20 protein-coding genes, 1 pseudogene and 1 riboswitch are annotated in these 21,859 nt (G+C 40.9%); of the genes and pseudogenes, 6 read left to right on the top strand and 15 right to left on the bottom strand.

Annotated features, from left to right (window positions below; genetic code table 11):
- Positions 1-13: 13 nt before the first annotated feature.
- The 5 genes from BTO28_RS03645 to BTO28_RS03625 form a co-directional block, all read right to left on the bottom strand.
- On the bottom strand, positions 14-1,345 hold the full coding sequence (locus tag BTO28_RS03645) for a DUF2252 domain-containing protein (protein WP_076764124.1): 1,332 nt from the start codon (positions 1,343-1,345) through the stop codon (positions 14-16).
- Positions 1,346-1,600: 255 nt separating this feature from the next.
- On the bottom strand, positions 1,601-2,494 hold the full coding sequence (locus tag BTO28_RS03640) for an acyl-ACP desaturase (RefSeq protein ID WP_076764122.1): 894 nt from the start codon (positions 2,492-2,494) through the stop codon (positions 1,601-1,603).
- Positions 2,495-2,586: 92 nt separating this feature from the next.
- Positions 2,587-3,276 (bottom strand): phosphoribosylaminoimidazolesuccinocarboxamide synthase, encoded by a 690-nt coding sequence (locus BTO28_RS03635; RefSeq protein WP_076764120.1) that lies wholly within the window; start codon positions 3,274-3,276, stop codon positions 2,587-2,589.
- Positions 3,277-3,399: 123 nt separating this feature from the next.
- Positions 3,400-4,095, bottom strand: coding sequence for a thiaminase II (tenA, locus tag BTO28_RS03630; protein ID WP_076764119.1), 696 nt, complete (start codon positions 4,093-4,095; stop codon positions 3,400-3,402).
- Between the two features lie 104 nt (positions 4,096-4,199).
- Positions 4,200-4,305: riboswitch (TPP riboswitch) on the bottom strand.
- A gap of 44 nt (positions 4,306-4,349) precedes the next feature.
- Complete coding sequence (locus BTO28_RS03625; RefSeq protein WP_076764117.1) at positions 4,350-5,342, bottom strand: zinc-binding dehydrogenase; 993 nt, start codon at positions 5,340-5,342, stop codon at positions 4,350-4,352.
- A gap of 229 nt (positions 5,343-5,571) precedes the next feature.
- Here BTO28_RS03625 and BTO28_RS03615 point away from each other — a divergent pair, with 229 nt between their 5' ends.
- Positions 5,572-6,132 (top strand): DUF3267 domain-containing protein, encoded by a 561-nt coding sequence (locus BTO28_RS03615; protein ID WP_076764115.1) that lies wholly within the window; start codon positions 5,572-5,574, stop codon positions 6,130-6,132.
- Positions 6,133-6,239: 107 nt separating this feature from the next.
- Here the strand turns inward: BTO28_RS03615 and BTO28_RS03610 are convergent, their stop codons facing one another.
- Entirely contained in the window at positions 6,240-7,244 is a 1,005-nt protein-coding gene (locus BTO28_RS03610) for a zinc-binding dehydrogenase (protein ID WP_076764114.1), read from the bottom strand.
- Positions 7,245-7,520: 276 nt separating this feature from the next.
- Between BTO28_RS03610 and BTO28_RS03605 the strand changes: the two genes are divergently transcribed.
- Positions 7,521-8,237 (top strand): MerR family transcriptional regulator, encoded by a 717-nt coding sequence (locus BTO28_RS03605; protein ID WP_076764112.1) that lies wholly within the window; start codon positions 7,521-7,523, stop codon positions 8,235-8,237.
- Between the two features lie 107 nt (positions 8,238-8,344).
- On the opposite strand, the gene BTO28_RS03600 is transcribed toward BTO28_RS03605, so the two are convergent.
- The 3 genes and pseudogenes from BTO28_RS03600 to BTO28_RS03590 form a co-directional block, all read right to left on the bottom strand.
- Positions 8,345-9,013, bottom strand: coding sequence for a thermonuclease family protein (locus tag BTO28_RS03600; protein ID WP_076764111.1), 669 nt, complete (start codon positions 9,011-9,013; stop codon positions 8,345-8,347).
- Positions 9,014-9,227: 214 nt separating this feature from the next.
- Positions 9,228-9,350 (bottom strand): annotated as a pseudogene (locus BTO28_RS03595) (PadR family transcriptional regulator); the annotation flags it as partial.
- A gap of 134 nt (positions 9,351-9,484) precedes the next feature.
- Positions 9,485-9,880 (bottom strand): hypothetical protein, encoded by a 396-nt coding sequence (locus tag BTO28_RS03590; protein ID WP_076764109.1) that lies wholly within the window; start codon positions 9,878-9,880, stop codon positions 9,485-9,487.
- 325 nt (positions 9,881-10,205) lie between these two features.
- Here BTO28_RS03590 and BTO28_RS17855 point away from each other — a divergent pair, with 325 nt between their 5' ends.
- Entirely contained in the window at positions 10,206-10,406 is a 201-nt protein-coding gene (locus BTO28_RS17855) for a YflJ family protein (protein ID WP_076764107.1), read from the top strand.
- A 108-nt stretch (positions 10,407-10,514) separates the two neighbouring features.
- On the opposite strand, the gene BTO28_RS03580 is transcribed toward BTO28_RS17855, so the two are convergent.
- The 3 genes from BTO28_RS03580 to BTO28_RS03570 form a co-directional block, all read right to left on the bottom strand.
- Positions 10,515-11,123, bottom strand: coding sequence for an AmiS/UreI family transporter (locus BTO28_RS03580; RefSeq protein ID WP_076764106.1), 609 nt, complete (start codon positions 11,121-11,123; stop codon positions 10,515-10,517).
- Positions 11,124-11,125: 2 nt separating this feature from the next.
- Complete coding sequence (locus BTO28_RS03575; RefSeq protein WP_076764104.1) at positions 11,126-12,235, bottom strand: AAA family ATPase; 1,110 nt, start codon at positions 12,233-12,235, stop codon at positions 11,126-11,128.
- Between the two features lie 70 nt (positions 12,236-12,305).
- Positions 12,306-13,352: an aliphatic amidase gene (locus tag BTO28_RS03570; RefSeq protein WP_076764102.1), complete on the bottom strand. Its 1,047-nt coding sequence runs from the start codon at positions 13,350-13,352 to the stop codon at positions 12,306-12,308.
- A 291-nt stretch (positions 13,353-13,643) separates the two neighbouring features.
- Between BTO28_RS03570 and BTO28_RS03565 the strand changes: the two genes are divergently transcribed.
- Both BTO28_RS03565 and BTO28_RS03560 read left to right on the top strand, forming a co-directional pair.
- Entirely contained in the window at positions 13,644-15,974 is a 2,331-nt protein-coding gene (locus BTO28_RS03565) for a transporter substrate-binding protein (protein WP_076764101.1), read from the top strand.
- 157 nt (positions 15,975-16,131) lie between these two features.
- Positions 16,132-17,148 (top strand): C40 family peptidase, encoded by a 1,017-nt coding sequence (locus tag BTO28_RS03560; protein ID WP_076764099.1) that lies wholly within the window; start codon positions 16,132-16,134, stop codon positions 17,146-17,148.
- Between the two features lie 100 nt (positions 17,149-17,248).
- Here the strand turns inward: BTO28_RS03560 and BTO28_RS03555 are convergent, their stop codons facing one another.
- Together BTO28_RS03555 and BTO28_RS17645 are read right to left on the bottom strand one after the other, a co-directional pair.
- Positions 17,249-19,222: a methyl-accepting chemotaxis protein gene (locus tag BTO28_RS03555; protein WP_076764098.1), complete on the bottom strand. Its 1,974-nt coding sequence runs from the start codon at positions 19,220-19,222 to the stop codon at positions 17,249-17,251.
- Positions 19,223-19,518: 296 nt separating this feature from the next.
- Positions 19,519-19,647: a hypothetical protein gene (locus BTO28_RS17645; protein ID WP_269843856.1), complete on the bottom strand. Its 129-nt coding sequence runs from the start codon at positions 19,645-19,647 to the stop codon at positions 19,519-19,521.
- Positions 19,648-19,719: 72 nt separating this feature from the next.
- Between BTO28_RS17645 and BTO28_RS17235 the strand changes: the two genes are divergently transcribed.
- On the top strand, positions 19,720-21,108 hold the full coding sequence (locus BTO28_RS17235; RefSeq protein ID WP_198936736.1) for a RidA family protein: 1,389 nt from the start codon (positions 19,720-19,722) through the stop codon (positions 21,106-21,108).
- 146 nt (positions 21,109-21,254) lie between these two features.
- On the opposite strand, the gene BTO28_RS16760 is transcribed toward BTO28_RS17235, so the two are convergent.
- Complete coding sequence (locus BTO28_RS16760; RefSeq protein WP_456297748.1) at positions 21,255-21,740, bottom strand: methyl-accepting chemotaxis protein; 486 nt, start codon at positions 21,738-21,740, stop codon at positions 21,255-21,257.
- Positions 21,741-21,859: the final 119 nt, after the last annotated feature.

Raw genomic sequence — 21,859 nt, 5'->3', positions numbered from 1 at the left:
CTGGCAGTTTTTTCTACGAAAACTTATAATTCAGCCAGCCGCAAAACAGCACGTAGTCTTGTTTGACGCGCTCTTTGTATGCATTCGATAAGAATACGATCTGGGCAGCAAATGCGTCATAGTCATCCCCGATGGCATTTAAAATTTCCTTTTCACTATGGTATGAAAGCAAGGAATGGTCAATATCCACATCAGCACGAGCATGAATTTTAGCAGCAATCCCGCCAAACACTTCAAGCACCTTATCAAATTCCTTGGCGTTTTCAATGTCTTCCGGCTTCACCCGTTTTTTATAAGGTGATCGTTCACGCACGTAAAAATGCCTGTTGTCGATCGTCACAAAACCAAGTAAAGGATCGTCGTGATGGTGCATTGCTTTTTGCGTCGTCACAACACGCTCCCCTTGATGGCTGTATGACGCCCAAAAATTTTCATTGTACGGCACAAAATAGGCCGGAACAGGCGCGCGCACTTCTTTCATTTCTAAAATAATATCATCTAGATGCTCTTCACAATCTTGTTTTCCTTCAATTAAAATATAATAACGATCAAGACCGATTGATGCCGTACCGGAGCCTTGCTTCCGGACAATATGCTTGATTTCATAAAACTCGCTCTTTTCCCGGTCTGCATCGTCCAGACTCTCTATATAATCCTGCCAGACAGCTTCAATTTTTTCACGTTCTTTATGAGTCAAGTGAATAAGTTCATCCGACAGTTCAAACATGCGGGTCCCGTCTTCCCGAACCGTCCATTTTTCCAGAAGCCGTGATGATTCTCGCTTCTCAAGCTTTTTCAATACTTTCCTGATGGGTCCTTTCGTATGATCCGCCGTATAAAAAAACGTGACGGGATCTTCTGTTCCTTTCACAAACTTTTTTAGCTGCTTATAATATGACTCAAGAAAGGTGTGCATTCTTTCTTCAGCATTTTCAAATCCGTACTGTTCGCAGTAAAGGGCGATGCTCACGGTCATCCGAAGCAAATCGTACACGTATGAACCCATATAGCCTTCGTCAAAATCATTCACATCGTACACAATATCGCCTTCGCTATTTTGAAAAGCGCCGAAATTCTCAACGTGCATATCTCCTTGTATCCACGTCGGTTTATCATCAGGTGTATGAAAAGAAAATGGAATTTTCGTCACATCATAATAAAATAAATACGCGCTGCCTCGGAAAAAACGGAATGGATTTTCAGCCATTTGCCGATATTTATGCTTCCGCTTTTCATGATTTAATCCGGTAATACGAGAGTCAAACTCATTGAGCACTGTTTCAAGTAAATTCGAACGAAGCGCCCGCCGCGTTTTCTGTACTTCTTCCATCCAGTTTTCAATCATCCTCAGTTCCCTCCCTGTCGTATTTATTTTATCATATGAAAAAAGCATGACGTAACAGAGTGTCTTAATAGCTGCAGTAATTATCTTTTCAGCGAGGAAAATGAAAGAAAAGACGTATACCGCTGTAAAAGATGAATATAATTCTAAGCGGTCTAACTTTTCTTCTGAAGTTTCAATCTTGACTATATACTCCTTATGGTTGATCAAATGTAGATTAATAAAAAAATCCCGCAAATAAAGCGGGACAACAGATCATTATGTTTGTGATCGCATAAAGCGTTCCTTCACGCGTTTCATGCGGGCATGATAATTTAAAATATCGAGCCGCGCCTTTTCAGCTTCTGGCGCGATCGGGCGCAAGTTTTCGATATCCCAATAGTCAATAATAACATCCAGCACCTGGTCAAAATATTCGAGCGGGCCATAGTTTGCCTCTTTTGCAATAATCGCCATGCGGTCTTCAAAATCAGGCATAACAGCACCGGGCATCTGGAAGTTTTTAATCACATGCCCTAAGTGGTAACAGTAGTTCGGTTCTAGCTGCAAGTGGAACTTAATGACATCACGGTAAAACGCGTAATGAAGCGTTTCATCTTTTGCCAGGCGGCGCAAAATTTTGCCGAGATCCGGATCATGCTTGTTGGCTTCTTTTGAAACATTGTTGTAAAAGACCATCGTTGCAAGTTCCTGCATAGATGTGTACACCATTGTTTCAAAAGGTGTGTGGAAGTCCGGACTCCAGCCATTTTCCACCGTCATCTTGTGAAGTTCATGAAGACGGCTTGGGTCCACACTTCGCGTAATAAGCAAATAGGTTTCTAATAAATTTGAATGCTGATCTTCTTCTGCTGTCCACGTATGGACGAAGTCTTGAATAACTGTCAGTGATCCTTTAAACGTCTGTGCTAAATGCGACGTGAACCACGGCAAGTTTACTTCCGTTAAGAGAGCGGTTTCAATTGCTGTTATAACACTTGAGGGCAGCGTTACCTGGCTCGGGTCCCAAGGTACACGGCGAAAATCCTGTGCTTTATCCCACGGCAAAAATTCATGGTAGCCCCAGTCAATTTTTGCCGAACGTTTTTTATGTTCCTCATATAACTCCAGCAATCGCGGTTCTAGGCGAAAATCAAGATCATTTGTTAACAATACATCTTCCTCCTTCGTAAGACCTTTCTTCTATTTTACATGAAAACTGAAAAAACTACCCGAAAAGTCTGTATTTTCGGGCAGTTTGTTCCTTATTCTCCCGCAAGCATTAACTGCTCTAGTTTGAGCGGCTCGATATACTCGCCATCTTTGTACGCACGCATGTTGCCTCCGGAAATTTCATCAATCAAAATGATGTTTCCTGTCGCCTGTTCGCGGCCAAATTCAAATTTAATATCGTACAAATCAAGCCCTTTTTTCGCCAGTTCTTCTTTCACAACAGCACCAATTTTTTGTGTCTGCTCTTTCAATACGGCGTATTCTTCTTTCGTCAGAATGCCAAGCATATCGAGTGCATCACTTGTAATAGGGGGATCTTCACGTTCGTCATCTTTTATAGTAACTTCTACGAACGCATCAAGCGGCTGTCCGTCCTTTGCATACGCACCGTAACGGCGGAGAAAGCTTCCGACTGCACGGTAGCGGCAAATTACTTCAAGACCTTTTCCGAAAACATTAGCGGGTTTTACTGTCATGGTCGCTTCTTCAATGTTTGCGTCAACGTAATGTGTGTCAATGCCTTTTTCCTGCAGCTTTTCAAAAAAGAATTTTGTTAAACGGAGCCCAGCCTGTCCGGCACCCTCAATTGTAAGCCCTACTGTGTTCGCACCCGGATCAAATACGCCATTTTCCCCAGTTACATCATCTTTAAATTTAAGAAGGAAGTTTCCATCTTCCAATTTAAATACATCTTTCGTTTTCCCTGTGTAAATCTGTTCCATTTCACCACTTCATTCCTCTCATCGGAAAATTTCGAACATTTTCTATTATACAAGAGAAATCATTCGGAAAAAAGAGATGATTCAGGCATATTCATGAATAATTCTTCCACATTCAAGTCTTTTTTAAACAATTCCTTTGGAAATTCCCTCATTTCCTGGCCACATTTCTCCATTATACGCCATGTCCCAAAACATGTATTCAAAACGGGTAGTATTCAGAAAAATCCCTTCCAATTTAGTAAGCTCTGCTTCTGCCTTACCCGCTGTATGCTGATCGAGAAGATCGATGCACCACTGTGCCATCTGGCTAAATTCATCAGAGGCGTACATGTTAATCCATTCACCGTACAGCTCATGGTCAGCAGCGCCCGGAATGGCGTACAGTTCTTTTCCGATTTCCCAGTAGCTCCACGCGCATGGCAGGACAGCAGCAATTACCTCTGCCAGCGTTCCATTCTGCGCCGTATGCAGCATATAATGTGTGTAAGCGAGCGTAATCGGTGACGGTTGAGCCGTTTCAAGCTCTTCTTCTGTAATGCCAAAGCGGGCCGCATATTGCCGGTGGAGTGCCATTTCTTCGTTTAATGTACCGTCTAATAGTGCGGCGAACTTTCCCATTGTCTCAAGATCATCCGCTTTGACTGCCCCGAGCGCGAATACTTTTGCATACCCGATTAAATATAAATAATCCTGGATCATATAAAAGCGAAACTTTTGCGGATCAAGTGTACCGTCTGCCATCCCTCTTACAAAAGGGTGGTGATGATTTTTGCGCCAAATAGGCTGCAGTTTTTCATGCAGCCGCTCGCTAAATTTCATTAGGGTATGCCTCCTTTTTACATCCAGTTGTAGTCTGAAAAACAAAAAAGCCGTTTCTTCGCCAGGAAGAAGCGGGTGTCATGACGTTATAAAGAATGATACAACGACTCAAAACACCCCTTCCCTACGCCGGCATGATCCGGTTCAGGTTGTAAGAGTTAAGGCAGTTCGCCTTTCTCAGCTCAATTGCGAGCACCCCTAGCGGTGATTCCTATTTAATTTATGTTAGAAAAGTTTCATCAAAGCAAATTGTTTTATTCAATCGCAAAAGCAATTTTCCCAATCTGTTCCGCTTTGTCCATTCGTGTAAATGCCTCTTTAAATTGATCAAGAGGGTACACACGATCGATGACTGGTTTGATATTATGTTTCTCAATGAATTGGATCATTTCCCGAAGCTCTTCCCCGCTGCCCATTGTCGAGCCATGCATGTTGAACTGACCATAAAAAAAGGTTCTCAGGTTTATTGTCACTTCATCGCCTGCTGATGCACCAAATGTAACAATCGTACCGCCTATTTTCAGCTGATCTAGTGATTTGTTAAACGTTGCTGCCCCGACGCTTTCGATAACGAGATCCATCTTTTGACCACCGAGCGCTTCTGACCAGTCACCTTCTGAATCAATTGCTTTGTCCGCACCAAGTTCCAGAGCTTTTTGGCGTTTTGCTTCTGAACGGGATGTAACATACACTGTCGCTCCTGCTGCTTTTGCAAATTGAAGCAAGAAAGTTGCAACACCGCTGCCTATCCCCGGGATAAGGACATTCATGCCTTTTTGTATGTTTCCTCGTGTGAAAAGAGCACGGTATGCGGTCAGTGCCGCAAGCGAAAGAACACCCGCTTCTTCCCACGATAGATGGGACGGTTTTTTGACAGCATTTTCTTCCGGAATCACAATCGATTCCGCAAATGTACCGTGAAACGGCAGACCGACAATTTCAAATCCTTCCGGCGGTGCATCGCTTTTGTTTGGCCAGCCAAGACCCGGATTGACAATTACTTCATCACCTACATGGACAGATGTAACACCTTCTCCAACTGCATCAACAATACCGGCTCCATCTGATCCAATGATGAGCGCTGGTTCATTTTCTTTATGGCGGTGCAGGACGAACAAGTCGCGATGATTTAACCCTGCGGACTTTAATTTCACCCTTACCTCTTTCGCAGACGGTGCAGCTTCTCCGATATCACGATATGTGACGCCTTGTAAACCAGCTGTTCCTTCATGAATGATTGCTTTCATTAGAAATCCCCCCAAAATTATGTACGTATGCTATGATTTTACCATATACTGTTTTGTTCGTAACGTCATACGAATGTTAGAAACATTCGATGGCTGGTATATAAAGCATTTTTTCACAGGAGAAGCAGCACGTAATGAAGGAAAGCTGCACCAGGGCACCAGTCATGCGATCCAATGTGTGCTTCAAAAAGGATGATGTATAGCGAATCAAAGAGGAGAGGTTAATAACATGGACTTACCGCGTGAACCGGATCGAACCATTACGTTTCATATAAAAAAAATTCAAATTCAGGCACTAATTATCACTATCGCAACTTTAGTATTGGGCGCTGTTATGATGGCGTTCATCCATTTGGAAAGTGGTTTTAACATTACTTTCTTGAATTTCTTTTTATGGCTGGTTTTATATATCATATTGATCATTTTGCATGAAGTGTTTCATTTGATCGGTTTTGTTATATGGGGAAAGTGTAATAGAAGCGATCTGGTCTACGGCATTAACCGCGAACTCGGTGTCGCATATGCCGGAACGAAAAAAATTATACAAAACCAAGCGATGAAAAAAGCGCTCCTTCTGCCGTTCTGGTTGACGGGCTTTCTGCCTTTCATAATCGGCATCTGGCTGAACAGTGCAGTTCTCATGACCGTCTCCGCGTTTTTAATCGGCGGCGGCGCCGGTGATTTTTCAATGTATCAACAGCTTCGAAAAGTCAAAAAAGATGCGTATATTATTGATGATATAAATGAGCCAAAGTTATATGTGTTTGAAGAAAATCCTATAACTGATTAATACGTTGAAAGTGGCGCGCCCTTATCACGAGGGTGCGCGCCTTTATTGCGGATTTTGATACAAAAATCACCGCTGTTCATTAAACCACCTTAAAAAGGCATCCTTGCTTATGAAATATCCAGCACAATTTTCCCGAATACGCTGCCTTCCTCCATATATTTCAATGCAGATGCGGCGTCGGCAAGAGGAAATTGCTTGTCGATGACCGGCCGGATTTCGTGCTGCTCAAATAATTGAAGCATGTCCGCAAATTCTTGAGGGCTTCCCATCGTTGTCCCTCGTATATCAAGGTGTTTGAAGAACACGCGCGGCAAAACAAGCTCTGGGACGGGACCGGCTGTCGCGCCAAAGTTAATGATTTTCCCTCCTGGTTTTGCAAGATGGATAAGATCTTTAAACGTTTCACCGCCAATCCCGTCGATAATCACATCGGCACTGCCCATCTCTTCTTTCAAAGTTTTCACCCAACTTTCCGAGCGATAATTTACCCCGCCTTCAGCGCCCATTCGTTTCGCCCGCGCAATCTTTTCATCACTGCTTGACGAAACAAAAACGCGAGCCCTTCTTGCAATAGCAATTTGCAAGGCAAACAAGGCGACGCCGCTTCCGATGCCAGGAATAAACACAACAGTGCCGCTTTTCACATCACCACGTGTGATAACGGCGCGGTATGCTGTAAGTGCCGACAATGGGATTGCCGCTGTTTCCATCCAAGATAAATAAGCAGGTTTTCGGTAAACATTTTCAGACGGCACTTTTATAAATTCCGCAAATGTACCGTCCGCCGGCATTCCTAAAACATGAAAGTCCGGTGCATTATAATTGATGTCGGGACCCCAATTAATCCCTGGATTAATGACAACCTCATCCCCTACCATCAAACTCTCCACATTATCACCAACAGAATACACAACGCCTGCACCGTCCGCACCTAAAATTGACGGCAAGTTCATCCCGGGATACATTCCATATGTAATAAATACATCACGCCGATTTAATGAAGCGTTTTTCAGCCGCACGACAACATCGCCAATGCCAGGTATCGGTTGTTCTACATTCATATATTGAACATTGTCCGGTCCACCGGTTTCACTTAATAAAATGCCTTTCATTTAGTCATCCCCTTTGAATAAGTGTTTTTTCCTTTAATGCCAGCGTTGAGGAAAAAAGAATTACACGGCAATTCCCATAACTAGCGCTCAATTCTTAATATGTTCTATGCAGTGGATACACAGTCATCGTCTTTTTCCTATACCCATCCCCAAAAATGGAAGCGTTATTATTAATTTATCATAAAACGACTGGATTGGTCTGTCCATGTACCAATTAAGATTATTGACTCTCACGTATCGTTATACTTTATAGTGATTTTTGAAGGGGGAAGATAAATGAAAATTAAAGAAGCAGCCGATTTAGCAGGGATCAGTGTGCGTACACTGCATCATTATGATGAAATTGGATTGTTGACTCCAGAATCTATAACGGAAGCCGGATATCGTGTTTACTCGGATGAAAACCTTGAAACATTGCAACAAATTTTATTCTTTAAAGAACTCGGCTTCCCTTTAAAGAAAATTAAGGAAATTATCAGCAATACGTCATTCGACCGATTCGAAGCGCTTAAACTGCACGAAAATATGCTTTTAGAAAAACGGCGCCGGCTTAATCTAATGATTGAGACCGTCCAAAAAACCATTCAGCATGCGAAAGGAGAAATTGACTTGACGAATGAAGAAAAATTTGAAGGATTTGATTTCAGCCACAATCCATTCGAACAAGAAGCTCGTAAACGTTGGGACGACAGAGCAGTAGATGATGCCAATAAAAAAATAAGCAGCTTGTCAAAAGACAAATTCAACGCCATTTACAAAGAATTAGCGGGCATCCGCCACCTCTCGCCAGATTCAAACGAAGCTCAAACTTCAATTACAAAATGGTACAAGATGCTTAACAAAATTGGGAGTTATCCACCTGATGTTTTTAAAGGACTCGGGCAGATGTATGTGGACGATGAACGATTCACGAAAAACATCGACCAGTTTGGTCAAGGACTTGCCCAATTTATGCGGGACGCGATGGCGGTGTACGCCGATCGGAATAAATAATCACCATCAAGCGCATGGAGAAGTCCATGCGCTTGTTCATTCGGTGAATATTTCATAAAATCACGATCCAGTTCCTTGCCCTTCATTTAACAATACAAGCAATCCGATTACTTTGATTGAAAGCCCCGATCTGTTACGTAATTTTCAATCGCCCATATGCCGATTTCTTTCTTTTTTGCTGTCTCTTGTTTTATCTCAAAATCATTCAAATAACGTGTATTCGGGGGATATATATACGCTACCCGTGCCATCCCTTCTTCAAGAAGCGTTTCCTGTACGCTTTTTCCGTTAACATACACATACACAAGAATGCGGTCATATTTATCCAGCCTCTGTCCAACATCAAATTCAATTGTAACGTCTCCGCTTTCCAGCAATTCCTCTGTCCTTTTTTTCGCTTCTTCACCTAGCGGCTGTTTTCCAAGCTGCGGATGTCTCGTTTCAGGCGTATCGATTAATAAAAAACGGGCGCTGAACTCCTCATCATTTCCATCTCCGTCCGCATCAAATGCAAACACTGCCGTATCGCCATCAACTGGTCTGACCAGCATAGCCGGAATCGGATCGGTTATTCCCTTTGTTTTTAATAAATTCGTCGAGCCACTAACTGGCTGGTCTTTATCTTCTGAATTTGATTTTTCTTGAGCCTGCTCATTTTCAATTGCTTTCAGTACATCATCCGCCACGTCCAATAACTCATTTACTTCCTCAACTGAGCATGCAGTCAAAAAGAAAAAACTACTCAATAAGACAGCCAGAATACGTCTGCTTCTCATACATCATTTCCTCATTTCTTTCCATTCTCTCTATTAAAATCGTTCTCCATAAAAAGACATCTCCTTTTTCAGGAGACGCTTTTCATTGTATCATTTAATCAGCCTGAAGCTTAACATCACCTGCTTCATAAATTCACAGTAGGACCGCCTGGTTGAACTGCACCGCTGAAATCATTAAACGGCATTTATGTCTGAATGTCCACCGTTATCATGGTCCCTTCTGAATTTCAAATTTCTTTGAAATCTCTTCCGACAATTCATAGCCGCAGCGGTCTTTTTTCGCTGTTAATGTACGCCCACAAAGCTCCAGTACACTTTTTTTAAATTGAACATTTATGCATTCTATCATCACTTTACCCAGTACTGTTTATTGAAAGGCACCTGACGATAAACTTTTACACGCAGGAGAATTTTTTCCTTATTAATGTAAATAACCTTTCTCATGGTATTTGAGAAAGGTTTTAAATGAATTTACTCCGCCTCGGCGGATTGTTCTACATACTCCGCAATAACGGGAATCGTCAATTCAATATTGCTGGTAGCTAAGCTGTTTCTTACATACACCGGCTTGCTTCCGTCACTTGCATACGGCTGAATCCCCAGCACATTATTAATATACAAAATTCCTTTATTCGTAATCATCGGTTTAATAATCTGTCCGTCTGTCTCATCATACAAACGAATTTTTTCCAGTCCATTGATGAGCTCTTTATCAAACAAATCATTCATCGCAATCTCATAGACCGCAGGCTCCATATTTTCACTCATGCGCTCATGAAGTTCATACATCGTATCCGGCGTGTTTTTCAAGTAATACTGCACGTAATACGCGAGAAGCACTTGCTCTTTTACGGCTAGTTTCCCCACACACATTCCTCCTTTTCCTCTTCTCTCCATCATATTATTTCGCCATACTAACTAACATTCCCTCTTTTCTTCTTTACATTTCACTATAGGAATGTCCGGTATAAACGATTAAAGAGGAGAGCGATCCCATACATACAATCATATTCGATAATATGAATTTTAGACTAAAAATATTTTCCTTCCTTAACTCATTTATATGCAGAATTCTTCTCCCCGTCGCTGCACGACACCGACTATATCCATTCCACCTCTTTAAAAAAATAAACTGGAAGAACGTTGTAACAATATATCTGCATAGTATATAGAAAGGAAAGGAGGAATCCCATTGGCTCATTTAGGATCAAAAGGATGGTATGTAAAAAGGCTAAAAGAAGATTGTAACGTATCAAAATTGGAAGGAAAAAAAGTAGAAACCTTTAAAACACATATTTTGCATAACTATTATTATCGTTTACTGGAAAATTCAACAGGAATGGATGAAACCAACAGCCCATCCCCTCCACCAACAGATGGCTCTATTAAATAAGATCTTCCCAGACACCTCTATGTATACCCAAATAGTAATCTTCTGCAGTTTTACAGATCATAAATAAAAAAACGAATCGACTTTAAACTCGATTCGTTTTCATTACAGCTAACTCAGCTTCATTTTTTTCACTGAATGGTGCTGTGTGATATAAATTAGCAAAAACAGCACAATCACGCTGACAAAAACCGTGCACGCTGCAAAAAAAGAGACGTGCTGCCAATAACCAATAAGCGATAGAAATGCTGGTATTGCTGCCGTCACCCAAGACTGGATAATCGCTACCCAACCCGTAAATACCGCGATTTCCTTTTTCTTTGCAAGAAGAAGGTAAAAGAGAGCCCACAAGAATGACCAGAACAGCCAAATGACGCCAAACTTAAACTCTTGGAAATGAATGAAGTTTACGAGAGAATAGCCGACAGCTAATATGGATACCCAAAGCGAGTAGTAGCCAATGCCACTGGAATCTGCATTCATTAAATTAGCGATCCCGACATACAAATACGTAAATCCAAAGAGGAAAATACCAGACGCCTGAAAAATGGACCAATTGTCGCCTTCTGCTGTGATGATTAAAAAAAGCGGAGTAAATACTTGGAGCGCACCAACAAAAAGATTAAAAATACCTGCACTTTTTGGTTCTACTTTCCCAATAAGCATTAACCCATTTATGAATAAAACAGCACCAACGTACAAAAGACCGACATTTGACATCTTTATTCCTCCTTTTCGACTTGAATAAAGGTCAGTTTTCTGCCATCCGATGAAACAGTATAATACACTTTCTTTTCATGATGCGCTTGCTCTAATATCGTTGCGAGAGGAATTTCAAGGTACTTTCGAATGCATCGTTTAAGTGCCCGTACACCGTATTGTTTGTCATAGCCGTTTGTAATCAGAAAATCTTTCGCTGGTGTCGTTACCTCTAGTTCAATATCGTACTTTTCGAGACGCTTATTTATTTCAGCGGTTAGTTTGTCAATAATGGAATGAACCGATCGGTCATTAATAAAATTAAAGACAAGGATATCGTCAATTCGATTAAGGAATTCAGGACTAAAACGTTGTTCAAGCTGTTTTTTAATGATCCTATTTAATATGACTTGATCCGCTCCAGACCAGTTTCCTGTTTTAAGTCGATAGAAATATTTTTTTAATTTTGTTTTCACATCATTTTTTGAGTATTCTATGATTTCTTTTGATCCCAGGTTGCTTGTCATGAAAATCATGGAGTTTCGGAAATCAATTGTATGGTCACCAGATGCAATTAAAAGCTTTCCGTTGTCCATGACATTTAGAAGCGATTGAATGACCGTACTGTCCGCTTTCTCAATCTCATCAAATAAAACAATACCGGGTTTGCTGAATGTACCTTTAATTTTCTCTTCATCAAATAATGTAGTGCCTTCTTTACTCCCTACATACCACGGGGGAGCGCCCGTTATCGCTGCCGCGTAATGTTCCTGTGCCAGTGTATTCATATCAATTCTGCTTAACGCTTCCCGATCCCCGTAAATGGATTGGGCTAGAATGCGAACCGTCTCTGTTTTTCCAACACCGGTCGGCCCTAAAAAAAGAGCAACATAAAGGGGTCGATGCGGCTCCGTAATATCCACTCGGACAACACGCAGCAAATTTTCAATTTGATCGATAACGTCATCCTGTCCAAAAATGGCGTTGCGAAGCTTTTCGACTATAGCTTCCGGCTGTAAAATAAATCGGCTTTGGTTTTTATTCATCTTTCTTGCCATTTGCTCGTCATCATCCGTTTTGCTCATTTTCAGCTTTTCTTCATTCGCCCGCATCCGATCCGTGATAAAAGGCATATGCATTCCTCCTTGCACATGTATAGGAATGGAGGCAGACCAGACGGCGTGCCTCCATTTCATCATCTATTTATCTTCCTGCTTCCATTTCCTTTTTTTCATGAGGAAGTCCTTCAATTGGACATTCCGCTGTTCCGACCGTCCGCCGGGTAATTTTCTCTACATTTTCCCGCGCCTGTTCCGCATCCATCACCCATGTTCGGTAAAAATCAAAAGGACACTCTGCGACACCTTTATCTCCGTCGCCTGATTTAATGGTTCCTGTGTAACCCCGATGGAGCAGCTTGAACAAATGATTTTGCGACTGCCAGTTTTGTCGTGCATCACGAATTTGCGATACGGAAAGCTCCGCATATTGAATACCATTTTCTTCTGTTCCGCAAGCACCCAGTACACTTCCATCAAATCCAATAAGGCTTGAATGCCCAAAGAATGAATAAACGCCGTCAAAACCGCTCGCATTAGCTACTGCTACATATGATGTATTCATCCATGCCATTGTTTTCGCAACCATGATTTGCTGTTCTTTTGCTGGATACATATACCCTTGGCAACGTACGATTAATTCTGCTCCTTTCATCGCACAATCACGCCAAATTTCCGGATAATTCCCGTCATCACAAATGATCAAGCTAATTTTCAATCCTTTCGGTCCTTCTGCAACATGTGTTGTATCTCCAGGATACCAGGCTTCAATCGGGTTCCACGGCAGTATTTTCCGGTACTTTTGGACAATTTCCCCGCGATTGTTCATTAAGATCAATGTGTTATACGGTGTTTTCGCAGGATGATTTTCGTGACGTTCACCTGTTAACGAGAACACGCCCCAAACATTCGCTTTACGGCAAGCTTCAGCAAAAATATCGGTTTCAGGTCCTGGTATAGTAGTGGCTGTTTCGTTCATTTCCTGTTCGTCATACATGATCCCTTGGGTACTGTATTCAGGAAATACGACAAGATCCATTCCAGGAAGACCTTTTTTCATTCCGATGATCATATCGCTAATGTTTCTGCAGTTATCCAAAACTTCTTCTTGTGTATGAAGCCGCGGCATTTTATAATTGACGACTGCTACACCTACCGTATCTTTACTGCTGCTAATGTCTCCGTGTCTCATTTCATCCTGTCTCCCTTCGATTTTTATTCGTCCCCTTTTCATCCTCACTATAAGCTGGGAATTACCAGGGGTTATCTTACTATTGCAAGTTAAGTGCCAACTTTACAAAGAGGATATTCTCAAGCTTTAAGGGTGAATGTTTCAATAAAAGACTGTTTTAATTTGATACAAACAAAACAGATATAAATTTTCAGAATTATTAAAATAGCGTATAATTAAGTTTCCTATTAATATGTTCTATTTTGATACACTGTCCTATTTTGACACTACCAATTAGGGGAGGAAGCATATATGCATACAATTGGTTTGTTATTTTCATTGACTGGCACGACCTCTTTCACGGAACAAGCCATATTCGATTCATCTATTTATGCATTAAATGAACATAATGAAAATTCCTTGAATAGTAATGACCTCGTTCAATTTATTATCCGCGATATTAAATCAGATCCAGAAGAATCAAGAAAACAAGCAGAGGAACTGGCCAAATCCGGTGTACGTCTTTTTATCGGGACATACACTTCCGCATGTCGAAAAGCCATCTTGCCTGTACTGGAAAAGTATAACTGCCTATTGCTATATCCCGCTTTATACGAGGGGAACGAAACACATCCTCATGTATTCTACACCGGAGAAGTGCCCAACCAGCAAGTGGATACGATGATGAAATTCATTGTTGAAAACTTTGGCCCCAACATTTATTTAATTGGAAATGACTATATCTACCCTCAAGAAACAAATAAACAAGCAAAAAAGTATATAAAATCATTAAATGGGAAAGTGGCCGGTGAACGTTATGTTCCTTTTGGGTACTCGCAATTTGCGGAAGAATATCAGAAGATCAACGCCAGCAAAGCAGATGCTATTTTCTCAACGATTGTCGGTGACAGTCTCATTCCTTTTTACAGAACATATTACCAGCTCGGACTTAATCCAAAGAAACTGCCAATTTTCAGTGCAATCACAAAAGAAACTGAGATTAAAGCGATTGGCGAAAAATACGCGGCCGGCCACTACGGTGGAGGCAGCTACTTTCAATCAATCGATTCCATAGAAAATCATGAATTTGTGACGAAAATGAAAAGTCGTTTTGGAAATGACATCGTCGTATCCTCTTTAATGTTTAATACGTACATCGGCGTAAAAATTTTGCTGGATGAACTTAAAAACAAACCCCTATTTCATTACAAACAGGTACTTCTATCAATAAGAGAAAAAACCTTTCAGACGCCGTGCGGCTTAGTAAAAATTGAAAATAACAGCCAGCATTTATCCAGGCCTGTCCGAATCGGAAAAATCGATAGCTGCGGGCAATTTTTGATTTTATGGGACTCAAAAGAGTCCGTTCAAGCGTTTCCTTATTTCCAAAAAAAACCGAACTTTTTTGAGCTGGAACAACTCAACTGGAAAAAGGCTGTACAAGGCTGGGCACATATAAGTGATGAAATGGTTCTTGTCATCAATGATGAAAAGGAAGTTATTTTCATCAATGCGAGTGCCGAAAATGAGCTCCATCTTCAAATCGGTCATTTATTTACTGAAGAAATGATCCAAGAGTTAAAAGAACAATACAACTATCATTCTATTGATGTTGATATATTTAACATGAATAAACTGATTATTTTAAAGAAAAAAAAGGATTTGGTAAAAGCGGATTTTCAAAATAAAGCCGTGAGGAAGTTTCATAACATTCAGACCCGAAACCCTTCCTTTCAAAACGAACTAAAAGTAGCGAAAGGGGCTGCTGCGTCGGATGCGAATGTATTGATTTTTGGAGAAACTGGCTCAGGAAAAGAAGTACTGGCGAATGCAATACACAAAGAAAGTGATCGTAAAAACGGTCCATTCATTGCCATTAATGCCGGCGCAATTCCCCGTGAATTAATCGCAAGTGAGTTGTTCGGATTTTCAGATGGCGCTTTTACAGGCGCCAAAAAAGGGGGACAGCCCGGTAAGTTTGAAGCAGCAAACGGCGGAACACTTTTCCTTGATGAAATCGGTGAGATGCCGCTTGATTTGCAAGTATCTCTTCTGCGTGTACTCGAATCAAGGAAAGTAACAAGATTAGGTGAACATAAAGAACGGCCAATTGATGTTCGAATTATAGCTGCCACAAATCGAAATTTGAAAGAAGAGATTGCCTATCAAGGTTCATTCCGATCAGATTTATATTACCGCCTTCATGTATTATCTATTACAATTCCGCCGCTTCGAAAACGGATTGAAGATATTCCGCAGCTCGTTGAACAATTTGCCAGCCATTTTCACGATCATTATGGAAAAGGACCATTGAAAGTGTCAAATACAGCATTAGAGTTGTTACAAAAATACCAATGGCCAGGAAATCTTCGTGAGTTGAAGAATATTATTGAGCGTTCGTTTATTCTTGCTATGAGCAGTGACTGCATTGACACGGATCATTTCTCTTCTGATTTAAAAAACGGTTTAGGAAAAACCGACGGTGGACCATATTCTTTGCAGCATGCGGAAAAAAAGCTGATTGAAACAGCCATTATGAAAGCAGGCAGCATAAGTGATGCGGCCAGTCATTTAGGCATTTCACGAAGCACATTATATAGAAAAATGAAGACATATGGATTAAAAACCACTTCTTTTCATTAAGGAACTGCCTTATCATCTTCATTCCAGAAAAGATATTGATGGATTTTAGTTAAACTATTTGGTTCATCAACCGAAAGAAATATAGAAGAATAGAAGTTTATTAACAAGACTGTGAATTTATTCTATATAACTTTAACCAAACAACCGAGGTGATGACATGAAGTTCAAAATGACGATTATTATGGCACTGCTTGTCTCTTTCTTTTCATCTGTCGTTCCACAAGAAACGGAGGCTGCTGCTGCTCCAAGCTGTTACTCGCCAAAGCAAGCAGCGAAAACATATGTGAATGTTTCTGTTGCTACCCTGTGGAAGACACCGGGTCAAAAGAGATCCATTGATAAATACTCTTTATCTAACCCCGTTGATATGCGGACATGGACTGCGAAAATGCCAGGCGTTAAGGAACGTATTTGGCTAACCGGTAAAACAGAATCGCAAGCATTATATGGACAAGAAGTAAAAGTACTTAAAACAAGTGGAAGCTGGGTTCAGGCTGCAGTAAAAGACCAATACACACCGAAGAGCAAATACGGATACCCCGGCTGGCTGCCAAAATCACAAATCACTACACAGCAGGCCGGCTACGAAAAGTGTCAGATTGCTAGCGTAAAATCCAAAACCGCGTACCTTTTTCACGATAAAAACAAAAAATTTATAGAAATTAGCTTTAATACAAGACTACGCATTTTAAAAACGGAAAAAGATTGGATTCAAGTGATGACGCCATCCAATAAAGCAAAATGGATTAAAAAAAGTGATGTGAACGTCTATGCTTCTACGCCGGTTATTTCTAAACCAAAAGGTACAGACTTATTAAAGACTGGAAAAGTCTTTGTCGGTTTGCCTTACTTATGGGCTGGCGTTTCTGCTTATGGATTTGATTGTTCGGGCTTCACGTACTCGGTATACAGATATCACGGGATCAGTATCCCGCGCGATGCTTCCGAGCAGTTCAAAAAAGGAAAAGCCGTTTCAAAATCGAAACTACAGCCAGGAGATTTAATGTTCTTCGCTTATAACAATGGGAAAGGCAAAGTGCATCACGTTGCGATGTACGCCGGCAACGGAAAAATGATTCATTCACCTAGAGCAGGCAAAAATGTTGAAATTATCTCAATCAATACAGCACCATATAAACAGGAGTATGCAGGTTCACGGAGATACATCAATTAATCAAAAACCACTCGAAAAATCGAGTGGTTTTTATCGTTTATAATCCCCTTCATCATAAAAAACCGGCTCCATTCAGGAAGCCGGTTTAAGCAGTAAAAATTTAAATTTTAAAGTTTCTAATCAATCCTTGTAATTCTTCCGCCATTGTCGATAATGAAGCGGCAGATGCAGATACTTCCTCCAGTGAAGCTAATTGTTCCTGAGTTGAAGCTGATACATTGTGTGTACCCGTTACAGTATCTACAGCCACTTCTGAGATGACGTTAATAGAAGTAACGATCATGTTTGCACTATCGGCTATTTGTTGTATAGCCGATGCAACTTCTTCTGTTTGTTTCGTTACATCATCCGTTGCGGTTTGAATTTCTTTAAATGATTGTCCCGCTGTATTTACCAGCTCTATTCCTGCACGAACTTCCTGTACAGTTGCTTCCATTGTTTTAACTGCCGCGTCGGTTTGATGTTGATTTTGAGAAATAAGTTGTGTAATTTGCTCTGCAGATGCGGCTGACTGCTCCGCTAATTTGCGAACTTCATCTGCTACCACTGCAAATCCTTTACCGTATTCCCCTGCTCTCGCTGCCTCAATCGCCGCATTAAGGGCAAGTAAATTCGTTTGTCCGGAAATATCTGTAATCGTTTGGATAATATCGCCGATTTGCTTTGATTGGCCTCCCAACCCTTTTACCTCATCTGCCAGGCTGTTTACGGTCGTTTGGATGGCACTCATTTGTTCGATCGTTTTTTGAATCGCTTCGTTTCCTGTACCAGCTTTATCAGCTGTATTGCCGGCATTTATCGAAACGCTTCTTGCATTCTCTGTTATTTGCTGAACACCATAGGACATTTCATTAACGATTTGCGTTGCTTGTTCGACACTTTTACTTTGTCTCTCCGTGCCAGCTGCAACTTCTGAAATGGTTGTTGAAATATGTTCTGCTGCTTGACTCGTTTGGTCAGAGCTTGCTGACAATTGAACGGACGATGTAGAGATTAGCTCAGAGTTTACGGAAATTTTACCAATTACCTTTTTTAAACTCTCACTTGTGTCATTAAGGTGGTTAAATATTTCCCCTATCTCGTCTTTTCGTCCGGAATCCAATTCATATGTTAAATTACCTGAAGCTATTTCTTTCATTGCCTCTTTTAAGTCTTTAAGTGGTGAAGTAATCGAGCGCACGATCCAAAATACGAGCAGGATTCCAATTAAAATGGAGATCACAATAACTGCAATTGTCGTATAAAGAATTCCTTGAGTGGCGTTTGTAATTTCCTCCATCTCGATGGTTCCAGCAATTTTCCACCCTGTCAGCTCATTCGTAACAAACACGATTCTTTCATTTTTTCCTTCATAATCAATTGTTCCGGAATCTTTCTCATAAAATTTTGGAACAAAAGACTCTTTGCTTTCAGTCCCAGCCGCAATCGCAGGGTGTGTAAGATACTTTCCATCCTTGTCGAGAATAGAGATGAACCCTTTTTCACCGACTTTGATGTTATTCACTTGTTCAGAAAGATTTGTCAAGCTTAAAACGACACTCACTACTCCGGATCCATCTTCCGTCGCTTTTGATGGAACAACGATCACCTTTCCATCTTGAGCGACAATCGGATTGTTAACGAGTGCCGTCCCTTTCTTTTCAATTGCAAGGCTATACCAAGGCCGCTCCCTAGGATCAAATCCGGCTTCAAATTTTTGTTGAGGAGAGTTCAACAATACTCCGCTGCTCGTTGCGAATTGTACGTGGTCGTATTCTGGTTTCACAGCCTTTATGGGTTCTAGGACTTTTCTCAGTTCCGGACTCGCTTCGCCCTTCACCATATTCCCATTAACAGTTTTTGATAAATAATCCAAATCCGATAAGCTTGTAGAGAAAAGTTCATTAATCTCACTGTTCACAGATTGAACACTTTGAAGAGCATTTTGTTCGATTTCGGCTGCAATCTGATTCTCTGCCTTCTGATAAGAAAACCATCCAATCGCAGAGCTTGGTAATATTAAAATTGCTAAAAAGGCGATGATTAAACGGTTTTTAATCGTCATGTTGACTTTCACGTTTCTTTTCCTTTTCATTTCGTTCCTCCTACTGTACCTGTCTTTAAAATCCAGGATTATGTGATTCAAAATTTCTTTGCTGAGGGATTCTTTCTCTCGAGCAAGTTAGTAACCCATTGATACATCCCCTATGCGCTTAACAAAACCCCCTCCAAAAACAGAGGATATTCTTATCACTTGCAATCGACAAATTTCAACATTTTTCATTATAGTCTATTTGTCTTGAATGAACAAGAAATTTCAAGTATAAACTAGTCCAAATAACATGCATAAAAAGAAAAATCGGATTGACTGTTACGACTTTTGTGGTATATTTAGTCTTGTTTTGTCGGAAATTGTCGATATTTGAGTCCTGTTAATAAAATGTGCAGCGCAGCCCCTAGTACAATTTTGTTATAAGAGCTCGATTCGATAATTTGTCCGATGCAGAATTGTTTTTTCATCTGTCCGGATCCTTCCTGGGTTAGGACGGAATGAATGTCTGCAAAATACTACTTACACTGGAGTGAGACACAATGTTTAAAGGAAAATTAGGGAAACATTTCCCTCGGGTTCTGGTAACAGTCCTTATTTTTAGTCTTTTTGTGACTGGTTACAGTTCCCTGGCTTCAACCTCTTCAAATACCGAGTCATCAACGGAACAAAGTGACCTATCACCAAATGGTGTGAAAACACTTTCTCCAGATGGAGCTATTCAGCCGACAGGAACTTGGAACCTTGGAACATACGCAGGGGATTTTATTCATGTGGCTGGTATGAGAGGAATTGATCCTAAAACCAATGCTTTAGTAGCAAATGAAAAAGACCGTATTCGTCAAGCGTTTCTCAACATGGAACTGATTGCAGAATCTGAAGGGGCATCGCTTAAAGATGCAACTCGCCTCGTCGTTTATGTCACAGATATGTTCAGATACCGCCCGATGGTAAATGAAATTCAAGAAGAGCTTTGGGGTAAAGGTCCTTACCCTCCACGTACGATCGTTGAAGTGGATCGCTTGAATCAAGATGATATTGTGGAAGTGGAAGGGACATTTTATGCTCCTGAGAAAAAACGTTTAAAGCGAGTGAAAGGCAGCACCCTTTCTCCAAATGGCGTTAAAACACTTTCTCCTGAAGGTGCCATCCAGCCGACTGGAACATGGAATCTTGGAACACGTGCAGGTGATACCGTTTCTGTAGCCGGAATGCGTGGAATCGATCCTGAAACAAATGCTCTTGTAAAAGGCGAAAAAGAACGCATTCGTCAAGCGTTTTTGAATATGAAACAGATTGCGGAATCTGAAGGTGCATCACTAAATGATGCAACACGTATCGTTGTCTATGTTACGGATATGTTCAGATACCGCCCATTGGTAAATGAAGTTCAAGAAGAACTATGGGGAGATGGCCCTTATCCTCCACGTACAATCGTTGAGGTAGACCGATTGAATCAAGATGATATTTTTGAAGTGGAAGGAACGTTCTATGCTCCTTTGAAAGATCGCAAACATCCAGATGAACCAAATGTGGAAACATTGTCTCCTGAAGGAGCTATTCAGCCGACAGGAACTTGGAATCTTGGAACACGTGCAGGTGATTCCATCTATGTAGCTGGTATGCGTGGAATTGATCCTGAAACAAATGCTCTTGTAAAAAATGAAAAAGACCGTATTCGTCAAGCATTTTTGAATATGAAACTGATTGCGGAATCAGAAGGAGCCTCACTCCAAGATGCAACACGTATCGTCGTGTATGTCACGGATATGTTCAGATACCGCCCATTGGTAAATGAAATTCAGCAAGAGCTATGGGGAGATGGCCCTTATCCTCCTCGTACAATCGTTGAAGTGGATCGATTGAATCAAGATGATATTTTCGAAGTAGAAGGCACGTTTCATGCACCTCAAAAAGGGAGCAATAAGTAAGTAACATTCTGTAACGGAATAATGGAGACTATTCTGTTTACGCAACAAAAGCGAAATTCCACGTCTATTCAAAGTGGAATTTCGCTTTTTTTTATATATTACAAATAAAAAGCTCTTTCTTTCATGAAAGAAATTAGATTTTAAATCTACTGATCGCCATTTGCAACTCCTCTGCTTGATAAAGAAGAAGAATGAGAGATTTCTTCCATTGATGCTAGTTGTTCTTCTGTTGATGCGGAGACCTCTTGTGTTCCACCCGCCGTCATTTCTGTCATTTCTGTCATTTCTGTCATTTCTGTTATGACTTTGACTGTTTGAACGACTTCTTCTGTTCCAGCAGACATTTGCTGAACAGCTGAGGAAACCTCCTGGATTTGATAAGCAACCTCATTTATGGATTGTTGAATTTGTTCAAATGAACTTCCTGCAATTTCAACCGCTCCGATACCCTGTTCAACTTCTTTCGTAGCATTTTCCATGGATACGATCGCTTTGTTTGTATCTTTTTGAATGGCAGACACTAACTCGGATATTTGATGTGCAGACTCAGAAGATTGTTCTGTTAATTTCCTAACTTCATCTGCAACAACTGCGAATCCTTTTCCATTCTCTCCTGCTCTGGCCGCTTCAATCGCAGCATTTAATAAATTCGTTTATGCAGAAATTCCAGTGATGGCTTCGGTAATTTGACCAATTTCTTTTGAACGGTCACCTAATAAAACACCCTCCTGATCGTCGAAATTAGTTTTTA

Source organism: Domibacillus epiphyticus, assembly GCF_001975785.1.
Taxonomy (GTDB): Bacteria; Bacillota; Bacilli; order Bacillales; family Domibacillaceae; genus Domibacillus; species Domibacillus epiphyticus.
Note: the sequence above shows the minus strand (reverse complement) of the source record. Positions and strands in the feature narration are given on the sequence as shown.